Origin of the sequence: Streptococcus zalophi, from assembly GCF_016481285.1 — a bacterium.
GTDB lineage: Bacteria > Bacillota > Bacilli > Lactobacillales > Streptococcaceae > Streptococcus > Streptococcus zalophi.
Window position 1 is genome coordinate 123,820 of record NZ_JAENBP010000002.1, and the last position, 12,779, is coordinate 136,598.

Sequence of the window (12,779 nt, forward strand, 5' to 3'; positions counted from 1 at the left end):
GAGAAGTTATGATTTTTGATAAAGAAGATTACAAAGCCTTCGACCCTGAGGTCTGGGATGCCGTTGTTAAAGAAGAGGAACGCCAGCAAAACAATATTGAACTGATTGCTTCTGAAAATGTTGTTTCAAAAGCAGTCATGGCAGCACAAGGCACTATTTTAACCAATAAATATGCTGAAGGTTATCCTGAAAAACGTTACTATGGTGGTACTGATGTTGTTGATATCATTGAAAACTTAGCGATTGAACGCGCCAAAAAACTATTTGGAGCTTCCTTTGCCAATGTTCAACCCCACTCAGGTAGCCAAGCCAATGCAGGTGCTTATATGGCTTTAATTGAACCAGGAGATACTGTTCTTGGAATGGATTTAGCTGCTGGTGGACATTTAACTCATGGGGCTTCAGTAAGCTTCTCTGGAAAAACCTATCATTTTGTTCCTTACACGCTTAACCCTGAAACCGAAATGATTGACTATGAAGAGTTACAAAAACTAGCTACTGAACACCAACCAAAATTGATTGTTGCTGGAGCATCAGCTTATTCAAGAACTTTAGATTTTAAAAAATTCCGTGAAATTGCTGATAGTGTTAACGCTTATCTTGTTGTTGATATGGCTCATATTGCCGGATTAGTAGCAGCTGGATATCATCCTAACCCAATGCCTTATGCTCATGTTGTTACATCAACAACCCATAAAACTCTTAGAGGCCCACGTGGTGGTTTGATTTTAACTAATGATGAAGCAATCGCTAAAAAAATTAATTCAGCCATTTTCCCTGGTCTTCAAGGTGGACCGTTAGAACATGTTATTGCTGCAAAAGCAGTTGCTTTTAAAGAGGCACTTGATCCTGGATTTAAAACCTATATTAAAAATGTTGTGGCAAATGCAAAAGCCATGGCTGATATTTTTGCAAAAAATGACAATTTCCGTGTCATTTCAGGCGGTACTGATAACCATCTCTTCTTAGTTGATGTCACTAAAGTGATTGAAAACGGAAAACTAGCACAAAACGTACTAGAAGAAGTTAATATTACCCTCAACAAAAATTCAATTCCTTTTGAAACACTATCACCATTTAAAACATCTGGTATTAGGGTTGGAACACCAGCTATTACTAGTCGTGGTATGGGTGAAAAAGAAAGCATTAAAATTGCTGAACTTATGATCAAAGTCTTAGAAAATCATGACAATGAGTCTATTTTAAATGATGTTAAAGCTGAAATTAAAGCTTTGACAGATGCTTTTCCTTTATACTAATTAAAAAGAAAGTAGTAGCACTTTAGAGCCATTTGTTTTCTTATAGTATTTCACCTTCAAAATGGAATGTCGCTTGATTAATCTTATGAGTATTAACGAAAGATAGAATAAACGATGATTAAAAAAATAAGAAGGATTGTCATCATTCTTTTGTGTCTTTTTATTGGCTACCATTCCATAACCGTTTATCGTAATGTTAAAACTGTTTTGTCTTATCGAACAATGGTAAGAGAGGTTTTAGCTGAAAATGATACACCTGCAAATGAAGATCTCATTTTGGCAATGATTTACACTGAAACCAAAGGTCGTGAAGGTGATGTGATGCAATCCAGTGAAAGCTCTACAGGAGAAGTTGGAACAATCACAGATAATAAAGAAAGCATTAGACAAGGCGTTGCTGTTTTATCAGAAAACCTGATAGAAGCTAAAAAATCTGATGTCGATGTGTGGACTGCTGTCCAAGCCTATAATTTTGGTCAATCCTATATCTCATATATTGCAAAAAATGGTGGGGTTAATACGATTGAGCTTGCTAAGATATACTCTAGAGATGTCGTTGCACCTAGTTTAGGAAATGATACAAAAGAAACGTATGACTATTACACACTTGTTTCTCTGTTTTACGGAGATGGAAAACTCTATCGTAATGGCGGCAATAGTTATTATGCCAAACAAGTACAGATGAACCTCTACTTGATTAAACTAGTCAGTTTATTTTAATAAGCAGGTGATACTAGTATGAAAATTCTATTTAAGTATTTTGAAGGCAATATAAAAGAGGCTATCCTTGCCCCTTTGCTCAAATTGTTAGAAGCTGTATTTGAGTTAGCTGTGCCTTTAATCCTTGCTATTATTATTGATGATATCATTCCAAGCAAGAATAATAATCTTCTATTATTGATGATTATTATTCTCTTTTTGCTTGCTTTTTTTAATATTTTAGTTGCTGTGATTGCGCAATATTATTCTTCAAAAGTAGCAACACACTATTCTAAAAATCTCAGTGCAGCTTTGTTTGAAAAAATACTTGCACTTTCCTACACGGAGTCATCTATCAGTTCAGGGGAACTTATTTCTCGTCTGTTAAATGATACGCTCTACATTCAAATTGGTATCAATCTCTTCTTAAGATTGTTTTTAAGAGCACCTGTTATTATTATTGGTTCCTTAATGCTAGCCTTTTCAATGAATAGAATGATTGCCTTTGAATTTTTGATAATGCTATTAGGGCTACTGTTTATTATTTTTTTGATATCTCGTTTTTTAGTCCCTATATATCAAAAAGTAAAAAGTACTCTTGATCGTATGACATCATTGATAACTGAGCAAGTGACAGGTATGCGCGTCATTCGTTCCTATCACAAAACGGATAAAGAACTTCATTTTTTCAAAAATCAAACGGACGAAAACTTTCAGCAACAGATTAAAGCTACTTATCTTACTAGTTTACTTAATCCTTTAACGTTTACTATTATTAACATCACCTTAATCATTATTATTTGGCAAGGACATCTTGCTATACTGACCAATCAGCTGAGTGTTGGGATAGTAGTAGCTTTGATTAACTATCTGCTTCAGATTTTAATTGAAACTGTGAAATTAACGACCCTGGTTTCAGCTGTCAATCAATCTTTCGTCAGTTCTCGTAGATTACTTGATTTGCTAAACCTCGAAGAAAGAAATAATAAGTCATTGGATGACTTATTATCGCCAAAAGCTGACGAGAATTCTCTAATCGTTAATGCTGTTAGTTATTCCTATCCAAATTCTCAAAAAATGGCTATTAACAAAATTCAGTTTTCATTGAAACCTCATGAAACACTGGGCATAATTGGAGGTACTAGTTCTGGTAAAAGCACATTACTTCATCTTTTAGCCGGCCTTTTACGTCCAAGCCAAGGACAAGTTGGACTTTATTATCAAAATAAAACACCAAAAACACTGGAAGAATTCTCAAAATGGGTTAGTTTATCACCTCAAGTACCACAGTTATTTGAAGGTAGCATAAGAGATAATCTTGAATTGGGTCACACTAGTCCATTAAAGGACGAAGAATTATGGCAGGCACTTACTATCGCACAAGCGAGAGAATTTATCGAGAAAAAACCTCTTAAATTAGATAGTTCCGTGGAACAATATGGCCACAATTATTCTGGGGGTCAAAAACAACGTTTAACGCTTGCAAGAAGTTTAGTTTCAAGAAAACCTTTTCTATTTTTAGATAATCCAACCTCCTCCTTGGATTATTTAACTGAAAAAAAAGTGCTAGATGCACTTCATCACTTATCTTTTGTTCAAAATATGATTATTGTTTCTCAGCATTATCATGTTATCAGCCGCTGTCATAAAATCTTAGTCTTAGATAATGGCAATCAGGTTGGATTTGGGAGTCATGAAGAGCTATTAGAAAAAAATCCTTATTACCAAGCTATTTATCAAACGCAAAAAAAGGGAGGTGAGTATAATGAAAAAGATTACAATTAGTCGATTGTTTCATTCTTTTTTACAGACACCTTTTAGTTTGATAGGATTAGTAATTGTTTCCATACTTCATGTCTTTTTGACCGTCTATCTTCCCGTCTTAATAGGAGAAGCAGTTGATGTGATTGGCCAACAAAACGATACTCAAAAACTAGTCAATCTTCTTTTCAAAATGCTCTTTGTTATTCTGGAACATGCCTTGTTTTTGTGGTTATCAGGTTTAATCGCTCAAAAAATGGTATTTCATTATGGAAAAAAATTAAGAGATGAATTATTGACATGCCTTCATCAATTGCCCATCTCGATTTTAGATAACTATTCAACTGGTGATTTAATCAGTCGTGCGACAACAGATATTGAACAATTAACAAATGGATTGCTACTGGTATTTGAACAATTTTTGACAGGTATATTGACACTTGTTTTTCTCATTTTTTCAATGGCAAATTTAGATGCCGTGATGCTAGCAATGGTTTTATTTTTAACACCGCTTACATTACTTGTTGCCAATTATATTGGGAAAAAAAGTTATCTTTTTTATCAAAAGCAATTACTTGCGAGAAAAAAAGAAAGTCAATTAATTGAAGAAGTGGTTAGACAAAAATCCTTAATTCAATTATTTAATGCAAAAAATAAATTTTTAAAACGTTTTGATCAACGTTTAGATGACTATACTCTGGCATCTCAAAAAGCAACCTTTTATTCTTCAACAGTTAATCCAGTGACAAGATTCTTAAATAGTCTTATTTACGCTCTTTTGATTGGTGTTGGCGCTTTGAGAATTTTGAATGGGACTATATCTCTTGGTCAATTGGTTACTTTTTTAAATTATGCCAAGCAATATAGTAAACCATTTAATGATATTTCTAGTGTTTTATCAGAATTGCAAAGTGCTTTAGCTTGTGCTGAACGTCTTTATGAACTCATTGATAGCAAAAAGGATGTAAAGATTTTGGATAATAAAAACAATAAAGCTTTCAATGCCAAGGAAAGAATTACATTTGAAAACATCAATTTTTCCTATCAAAAAGGTCACAAGATTTTAAAAGATATCTCGTTTAGTATTAATCCAGGGGAAACTGTTGCCATAGTGGGACCAACTGGTTCCGGTAAAACAACGCTAATTAACTTATTAATGCGTTTTTATTCTCCTGATAGTGGTAGAATACTAATTGGTGACACAGCTATTCAAGCATTAGACACAGCAGATTTTTATCAAAACATTGGAATGGTCTCTCAAACAACTTGGTTAAAAAAAGCAAGTGTTTTTGATAATATTTCGTACGCCTATCCAGATAGTGACAGAGTTTTTGTTGAAAAGGCAGCCAAATTAGCAAACGCAGATCACTTCATTCAGCAATTACCCAATGGCTATGATACCTTATTAGATGAATCGCAAACAAGTTTGTCTGAAGGTCAAAAACAGTTGATTAGTATTGCAAGAGTTTTTTTAAAAGCTCCTGAATTACTAATACTTGACGAGGCAACGTCATCAATAGATGCTAATACAGAGATGTTAGTACAAAATGCATTACAAAAATTAATGGCTGGCAAAACAAGTATCATTATTGCCCACCGACTGTCAACCATTATGAAAGCTGACAATATTATCGTCTTAAAAGATGGCAAACTGATAGAATCAGGAAATCACCAAAAATTAATGACACAAAAAGGTCTTTATTATGAGATGTATCAGAGTTACTAATAAAAAGGATTTGAAGCTAGCTTCAAATCCTTTTTTGTTATTTGATAAATTGATTGATTTCTTTTTCAATGGCATCAATTTTTGCTTGAGAGTCTTCAAGTGTATCACCAACAGTAGCAATATAGAATTTAATTTTTGGTTCCGTACCAGAAGGTCTAACGGCAAACCAAGAATCATCTGCTAGAGTGTATTTTAAAACATCACTTGGAGGAGTAGAAAGAGAAGTTACGTTACCTTCACTATCAGTAGCTGTTTGTTTTTTGAAATCTTCTACTTTTACAATTGTAGTTTGATTAAAGCTACTTGGTGCACTATCGCGGAACTTACTCATAATCGCCTTAATTTGACTAGTGCCATCAACACCAGAAAGTTCCATTGAAATTGTTTTTTCTGAGAAGTAGCCATATTCTTGATAGATTTCAGAAATACCATCTGAAAGCGTTAAGCCTCTTGAACGATAATAAGCAGCAATTTCTGCAATCAATAAAACCGCTTGAATGGCATCTTTATCACGTACAAATGGTTTGACAAGGTAACCAAAACTTTCTTCAAAACCAAACATATACGTAAATTTGCCGAAATCTTCAAATTCTTGGATTTTTTCAGCAATAAACTTAAAGCCAGTTAACACATTAAACATAGTCGCATTGTAGCTTTCAGCAATTTTAGTTACCAATTCAGTGGAAACAATTGATTTAGCAAGAGCAGCATTAGCAGGTAAAGTGCCAGCCTGTTTATGTGCTTCTAGAATATATTTTGCCATAATAGCGCCAATTTGATTACCAGATAAGTTTTGATAAGTGCCATCAGGTAAACGAATTTCAACACCTAGACGATCAGCATCTGGATCTGTTGCAATCAAAACATCTGCACCAATGTCACGACCAAGTTCCTCCGCAAGAGCAAAAGCAGCTTGGCTTTCAGGATTTGGTGATTTGACAGTTGAAAATTCAGGATCAGCAGTTGCTTGACTTTCAACAACTGCAACGGATTCAAAACCAGCTTGTGCTAAAGCGCGACGTGCAAGCATTTCACCAGTACCATGAAGTGGCGTATAGACAATTTTCATGTCTTTGCCATAATCATCAATGAGTTTTTGATTAATAGTAACTGATTTAACTTCTTTAAGGTATTCACTATCAACATCCTCAGCGATGATTTGAATGAGTCCACTGTCTTTTTGAGCTTCAAAATCTGCTATAGCAATTTTAAAAGGATTGTCAATAGCACGAATAAAGTTTGTTAAAGCATCAGCATCAGCTGGTGGCATTTGCCCGCCATCTTCCCCGTATACCTTATAACCATTAAAAGGAGCTGGATTGTGGCTTGCTGTAATCATAATTCCTGCAAAGGCATTTAAATGACGAACCGCAAAAGACAATTCTGGTGTTGGACGAAGGCTTTCAAAAAGGTAAGATTTGATACCATGATGTGCCAAAACACTGGCTGCATCTTTTGCGAATTCTGGAGAAAAGTGTCTAGAATCATAAGCAATAGCCACACCACGTTTTTTGGCTTCTGGTCCCTTTTCTTCAATGAGTTGAGCCAGTCCTTCAGTTGCTTGACGAACAACAAAGATATTAATACGGTTAGTACCAGCACCAATTAAAGCTCTCATACCAGCTGTCCCAAATTCAAGATTAGTATAAAAAGCATCTTCCTTTGCTTTTTCATCCATTGAAAGCAATTCATCATGTAAATATTTGGGAAGATTTGGTTCATTTAACCATTTCTTAAAATTATCAGTATAGGTCATGTTTTTTACCTCTTTCTAAATACTTAAGCGCTTTAATTATATCATGTTTAAAATTAAAAATCACGGTTACCCGTGAGATTTTTTAGATTTTTTCTATCCTTGGTACAATGATACTTGTCATGAATGAAGCAATGATTAATTCAGCGATAGAATTGCTTGAAATAACAGTTGCTAGTAATTTTTGAATATTACCATCATAAACAGATGAAAATAAAAGAAAAATACCAGTTAGAACAAAAATTGTATTAGTTAAAGATCCAATTCCTCCTGCAAGAAGAAGGCCTACTTTATTTTTCAATATTTTATATACGAAATATGGAAAAATACCAATTAAAACACGAGGTAGAATAGCGATTACGAATGAAGAAAAATTACCATTTGGCACAAAGGGTGAAAATAAGTAGCTTGTGGGTAATATAATAATCGTATTAGTTATGACACTCATAAGACCCATCAGACCACCCAATATTCCACCAGTTTTGGGACCATAAATAATAGAAGCAATAATAACTGGGATATGAACTAGTGTTGGCTTAATGGGAAGTGGCAACCAGTTAAAAATAAAAGAACTCAATAAATGAATCACAAGCATAACAGCAAAAAAGATAGCAATGGTTGCGATAGATTGTGATTGGTTTTTATTTCTCATTAAAATACTCCTCTACTTTTGTAATAATAGTATCTATATCAGCTAAAGCACCTTTTCCAACATCACCACAAGCTAGTAGTGATGATTTAGGTGGGATTTCTTGAAAACCAAATTCTTTTAGCGTTTTTAAATTTTTCTGAGTGACAGGATGTTCATACATTTTTGTATTCATTGCAGGGGCAAATAATCTTGGAACATTTAAAGGAAGAGCAAGTATGGTTCCAGTTACAATATTATCAGCCAAGCCATTAGCTAATTTTGCAATCGTATTAGCACTAGCAGGTGCAACAAGCAATAAATCAGTTTGTTTCCCCAATTGAATGTGATTGACAAATCTTGGATCATCTTCAGCCATGATATCTAAATGAACAGGATTACCAGACAGGACTTGTAAAGTTAATGGTGTAATAAAATGAGTAGCTTTTTCAGTCATTAAGACTTGAATATTGTAACCACGTTTTTTAAGTGTACTAATTAAATCAGCAGCCTTATAGGCTGAAATACTACCAGTAACTGCTAATGTAATTGTTGGATAAAGACCCTTAGGCATTTTTTATCACCCTTTCATAAATTAATTGAGAGATTTCTTTTTTTGTATCAGCTTCATATATTTCTGTTTCTGATACTAGGTAGGCATGATGAGTAAGAGAAGTGATTTCACTTAAATCATTGGCTAGAATATAGTCAGCTTGGTTTGTCACTAAGCTTTTTTTAGCGGTTTCTATCAATTCATCTTTTGAGACATCAACTAATAATTTAAAGCCAATTAAGCGAATAGAAGGATTCCATTGTTTGACTAAACTAATCACCTTTGGTGTTTTCTTTAAAAATAACACTTGATAATCACTATCTGAAGAAATCTTAGTTTCAGTGTTTTTTTGTTCTAAAAAGAGTTCTAGCTGTTCAGCATTTTTAACTTTTTCAAAATCAGTCATAAAAACAGGTGTATAATCTGAAACTGCCATACTATGAATCAAGACATCATGTGTCTTAACAAGAGGTTCAAGAGTTTCAATGAGATTTGCGACATCATTTATTTCAACAATGCTTAAATGCGAATGTGAGCTAGGTCTCACACTAGATTTTGTCGTCACTAAAGTGACTGACTCACCTTTACTTAACAATTCCTCAGTAATGACCTTACCTAAGGTTCCTGTCGCGTGGTTAGTAATACTACGCACATTATCAATTTTTTCGCTGGTGCCACCAGAAGTAACTAAAATTCTCATAAGAGTATTTTACACAAAAAAAGACATTAGGTAAATGATTTGTTACTGGCATTTCAATATATTTTAAAAAACTAGATGAACAATAGCTTATTTTAAATAAAAACATGTATTTTTGTAGGGGTTTTGGTATACTAATATTATAAAATAAAAGAGGAGCCTTCTATGCAAACTGATATCCAAATCGCTCAAAGCACCCCCTTAAAACCTATTGTTGATATTATCAATAAAGTTAATATCTCACCTGATGATGTTGAACTTTATGGTAATTATAAGGCAAAATTATCATTTGATAAAATTAATGCCGTTAAATCAAATCCACTAGGAAAACTTATTTTAGTCACTGCTATCAATCCTACTCCAGCAGGAGAGGGAAAATCAACGATTACGATTGGTCTAGCAGATGCTCTTAGTCAAATTGGTAAGAAAACAATGATTGCGCTTCGTGAACCATCAATGGGTCCAGTTATGGGAGTCAAAGGAGGTGCAACAGGTGGAGGTTATGCTCAAGTTCTGCCAATGGAAGATATCAATCTGCATTTTACTGGAGACATGCACGCTATCACTACAGCTAACAATGCGCTATCTTCTCTAATCGACAATCACTTGCAACAAGGTAATGAACTTGGTATAGACCAACGTCGCATTATTTGGAAACGTGTTGTGGACTTAAATGATCGTGCGCTTAGAAAAGTCATTGTTGGTCTAGGAAGCCCATTTAACGGAGTTCCAAGAGAAGATGGTTTTGACATTACCGTAGCCAGTGAAATTATGGCCATTTTATGTTTGGCAACTGACCTTTCTGATTTAAAAGCAAGATTGGGTAGAATTGTGATTGGCTACAAATCAGATAAAACACCTGTTTCTGTTAGTGATTTAAAAGTAGAAGGTGCCTTGACTCTAATCCTAAAAGACGCTTTAAAACCAAATCTCGTACAAACCATATATGGTACACCAGCCTTTGTTCATGGCGGTCCTTTTGCAAACATTGCACATGGTTGTAACTCTGTTTTAGCAACTTCAACAGCACTTCGTTTAGCGGATTATACCGTTACAGAAGCAGGATTTGGAGCAGACCTCGGAGCTGAAAAATTCCTAGATATCAAAGTACCACAACTCCCTAAAGCACCAGATGCTATTGTTGTAGTTGCCACACTTCGTGCCTTGAAAATGCATGGAGGGGTCCCAAAAACAGACTTAGAAAAAGAAAATATCAAAGCCCTTACTCAAGGTTTTGCTAACTTAGAGCGTCATGTTAATAATATGCGTCAATACGGTGTACCTGTTATTGTGGCCATTAACCGTTTTGTGTCAGACACCGAAAAAGAAATTGAAACATTAAAAAACCTCTGTCAAAAGATTGATGTCCCTGTTGAGTTAGCAACAGTATGGGCTGATGGTGGAAAAGGAGGAGTTGCTTTAGCCAATACTGTTGTTAATTTAATTGACAAACAGCCTAATCAATATCAAGAGCTTTATGACATTTCTGACACTATTGAAGAAAAAGTAACTAAGATTGTCACTAATATTTACGGTGGCAAGTCAGTCACTTTTTCAGCCAAGGCTAAAACTCAGATAAATGAACTCAAACAAAATGGCTGGGATAACTTACCAATCTGTATGGCTAAAACACAATATAGTTTCTCTGACAATCCAAGTCTTCTTGGTGCACCAACAGACTTTGAAATAACCATTAGAGAATTTGTTCCTAAAATCGGTGCAGGATTTATTGTTGCATTAACAGGAGATGTTTTAACCATGCCTGGATTACCTAAACAGCCTGCTGCTTTAAATATGGATGTTACTGATGATGGTGTTGCACTAGGGTTGTTTTAAACGTTTATAAAATATTTTAATAATGAGAGAGGAGAAAGTAATGAGCAGTCAAAAAAATACTGTCGTTAAATTACTTAATAAAAGTAAAAGAGGTATTTTTAGAGGTATTTTTAGCCGTTTAACGCTCTTTCTTGTTCTCATCATTCTACAAATTATTCTTATTAATTTCTTTTTCCTTAAACTAGAAGATTTTCGTATTCCTCTAAAGATTATTGAGTCCATTGTTATTGCAGGATCTGTTATTTTTCTTGTCAATAGCAAGATGGATACAACTTCCATTATCACTTGGCTTTTAGTTATTTTTCCTTTTCCAATACCAGGAACCATGTTTCTTATTTATACAAAAAATGATTTGGGTTATCGAGAACTTAAAAAACGCATCAAAGAATCGATTTTAGAAGTGTCTCCCTATTTCCACCAAAAATCAGATATTTTGACTGAATTAAAAAAAGAGCATCTTATTACCTACAATCTAGCAAAATATCTTAACAGACGTGGTGGCTATCCCATTTATAAAAATCCTGACATCACTTATTTTTCTAGTGGAATGAAAAAATTTATCGCCTTAAAAGAAGAATTACAAAAGGCAAAAAACTTTATCTTCTTGGAATATTTTATCATCGATGAAGGAACCATGTGGGGTGAAATCTTAGCTATCCTTGAAGAAAAAGTCAAAGAAGGTGTTGAAGTTAGAGTCATGTATGACGGTATGATTGAGTATTCAACTTTATCACCTGACTATAAAAATCGATTAGAAAAAATTGGTATCAAAGCGCGTGCATTTGCACCAATATCACCATTTTTATCAACTTACTATAATTATAGAGATCATCGTAAAATTTTAGTTATTGATAATCATGTTGCTTTTAATGGTGGTGTCAATTTGGCTGATGAATACATCAATCTTGTCAATAAATATGGTTACTGGAAAGATTCAGCAATCATGGTAAAGGGAGAAGCTGTTAGCTCTTACACCTTAATGTTTTTACAAATGTGGGCAACTTACGATAAAACTGATGATATCAAAAAATACTTATTACCCAACAAATCAAATAGTAACTGCAATCAAGGTTATGTTATTCCTTATGCTGATTCACCACTAGATAATGAAAAAGTTGGCGAGAACGTCTACATTGATATTTTAAATAATGCCAATGAATATGTTCATATTATGACTCCTTATCTTATTCTTGATAGTGAACTTGAACACGCCTTAAAATTTGCTGCAGAACGAGGCGTTGATGTCAAAATAATTGTTCCTGGTATTCCCGACAAAAAAATCCCATATACTTTAGCCAAACGCTATTTTCCATCTTTGATTGATTCAGGTGTTAAGATTTACCAATTCACACCTGGTTTTGTCCATGCTAAGAACTTTGTTAGTGATAATAATAAAGCAGTAGTGGGAAGCATTAATCTTGATTACCGAAGTCTTTATCATCATTTTGAATGTGCTACATACATGTATCAAACTAAAAGTATTAGTGCTATTGAAGATGATTTTCAAAAAACACTCAGTAAAAGCAAGGAAGTGACAATTGAGTCTCTAAAAGGTGAAAATATTTTAATAAGAGGAGCTGGCTTTATCATCAAATTAATTGCACCACTTTTGTAGAAATAAGTAGTTTTCTTTACAATTTTGCAAAAATAGGATATAATCACTTTATGCGATGAGTCGATAATGGTTTTTCGAAACCATTTTTGCGCAGGGAAGTCATTAACGCAGGAGCGGACTTTGAAAGGATGTGTGAACCGTCTTTTCACACTGATAAAGTGCCCTTAATCCCTTTCCATTTGGAGAGGGATTTTTTATTAAAAAACTATTCAAAATCGTAAAAAAATAGTATGATAGAACAATAATATCTAA

General features: G+C 34.0%; 10 protein-coding genes. 6 read left to right on the forward strand and 4 right to left on the reverse strand.

Translation table 11 applies throughout. The features are described 5' to 3' along the window. Positions 1 to 8: 8 nt before the first annotated feature. From glyA to JHK64_RS02185, 4 genes are all read left to right on the forward strand, one after another. The gene (gene glyA / locus JHK64_RS02170) at positions 9 to 1,259 is read left to right on the forward strand and encodes a serine hydroxymethyltransferase (RefSeq protein ID WP_199567366.1); all 1,251 of its coding nucleotides are present in this window, start codon (positions 9 to 11) and stop codon (positions 1,257 to 1,259) included. A 114-nt stretch (positions 1,260 to 1,373) separates the two neighbouring features. Then, on the forward strand, positions 1,374 to 1,979 hold the full coding sequence (locus tag JHK64_RS02175) for a lysozyme family protein (RefSeq protein WP_199567367.1): 606 nt from the start codon (positions 1,374 to 1,376) through the stop codon (positions 1,977 to 1,979). Positions 1,980 to 1,997: 18 nt separating this feature from the next. Continuing rightward, positions 1,998 to 3,743: an ABC transporter ATP-binding protein gene (locus tag JHK64_RS02180; RefSeq protein ID WP_199567368.1), complete on the forward strand. Its 1,746-nt coding sequence runs from the start codon at positions 1,998 to 2,000 to the stop codon at positions 3,741 to 3,743. Then, entirely contained in the window at positions 3,724 to 5,445 is a 1,722-nt protein-coding gene (locus JHK64_RS02185; protein WP_199567369.1) for an ABC transporter ATP-binding protein, read from the forward strand. The genes JHK64_RS02180 and JHK64_RS02185 overlap by 20 nt, the downstream gene beginning before the upstream one ends. 37 nt (positions 5,446 to 5,482) lie before the next feature. Here the strand turns inward: JHK64_RS02185 and JHK64_RS02190 are convergent, their stop codons facing one another. From JHK64_RS02190 to JHK64_RS02205, 4 genes are all read right to left on the reverse strand, one after another. After that, complete coding sequence (locus JHK64_RS02190; protein WP_199567370.1) at positions 5,483 to 7,201, reverse strand: phospho-sugar mutase; 1,719 nt, start codon at positions 7,199 to 7,201, stop codon at positions 5,483 to 5,485. A gap of 82 nt (positions 7,202 to 7,283) precedes the next feature. Further along, on the reverse strand, positions 7,284 to 7,850 hold the full coding sequence (locus tag JHK64_RS02195; protein WP_199567371.1) for an ECF transporter S component: 567 nt from the start codon (positions 7,848 to 7,850) through the stop codon (positions 7,284 to 7,286). After that, positions 7,840 to 8,400, reverse strand: a complete 561-nt coding sequence (coaC, locus tag JHK64_RS02200; RefSeq protein WP_199567372.1) for a phosphopantothenoylcysteine decarboxylase — start codon at positions 8,398 to 8,400, stop codon at positions 7,840 to 7,842. The genes JHK64_RS02195 and coaC overlap by 11 nt, the downstream gene beginning before the upstream one ends. Beyond that, positions 8,393 to 9,079 (reverse strand): phosphopantothenate--cysteine ligase, encoded by a 687-nt coding sequence (locus JHK64_RS02205; RefSeq protein WP_199567373.1) that lies wholly within the window; start codon positions 9,077 to 9,079, stop codon positions 8,393 to 8,395. The genes coaC and JHK64_RS02205 overlap by 8 nt, the downstream gene beginning before the upstream one ends. 162 nt (positions 9,080 to 9,241) lie before the next feature. Here JHK64_RS02205 and JHK64_RS02210 point away from each other — a divergent pair, with 162 nt between their 5' ends. Further along, positions 9,242 to 10,912, forward strand: coding sequence for a formate--tetrahydrofolate ligase (locus JHK64_RS02210; protein ID WP_199567374.1), 1,671 nt, complete (start codon positions 9,242 to 9,244; stop codon positions 10,910 to 10,912). Between the two features lie 40 nt (positions 10,913 to 10,952). Beyond that, positions 10,953 to 12,527 carry a cardiolipin synthase gene (cls, locus tag JHK64_RS02215; protein ID WP_213086816.1) on the forward strand — a complete coding sequence of 525 codons (1,575 nt, stop codon included), beginning with the start codon at positions 10,953 to 10,955 and terminating at the stop codon, positions 12,525 to 12,527. The last annotated feature ends 252 nt before the right edge of the window (positions 12,528 to 12,779 follow it).

Bases quoted from the DNA above. Each gene is read 5' to 3' on its own strand.
- JHK64_RS02185 (WP_199567369.1), top strand. From the start codon at position 3,724: ATGAAAAAGATTACAATTAGTCGATTGTTTCATTCTTTTTTACAGACA.
- coaC (WP_199567372.1), bottom strand. From the start codon at position 8,400: ATGCCTAAGGGTCTTTATCCAACAATTACATTAGCAGTTACTGGTAGT.
- JHK64_RS02210 (WP_199567374.1), top strand. From the start codon at position 9,242: ATGCAAACTGATATCCAAATCGCTCAAAGCACCCCCTTAAAACCTATT.
- glyA (WP_199567366.1), top strand. From the start codon at position 9: ATGATTTTTGATAAAGAAGATTACAAAGCCTTCGACCCTGAGGTCTGG.
- JHK64_RS02195 (WP_199567371.1), bottom strand. From the start codon at position 7,850: ATGAGAAATAAAAACCAATCACAATCTATCGCAACCATTGCTATCTTT.
- cls (WP_213086816.1), top strand. From the start codon at position 10,953: ATGAGCAGTCAAAAAAATACTGTCGTTAAATTACTTAATAAAAGTAAA.
- JHK64_RS02175 (WP_199567367.1), top strand. From the start codon at position 1,374: ATGATTAAAAAAATAAGAAGGATTGTCATCATTCTTTTGTGTCTTTTT.
- JHK64_RS02180 (WP_199567368.1), top strand. From the start codon at position 1,998: ATGAAAATTCTATTTAAGTATTTTGAAGGCAATATAAAAGAGGCTATC.
- JHK64_RS02205 (WP_199567373.1), bottom strand. From the start codon at position 9,079: ATGAGAATTTTAGTTACTTCTGGTGGCACCAGCGAAAAAATTGATAAT.
- JHK64_RS02190 (WP_199567370.1), bottom strand. From the start codon at position 7,201: ATGACCTATACTGATAATTTTAAGAAATGGTTAAATGAACCAAATCTT.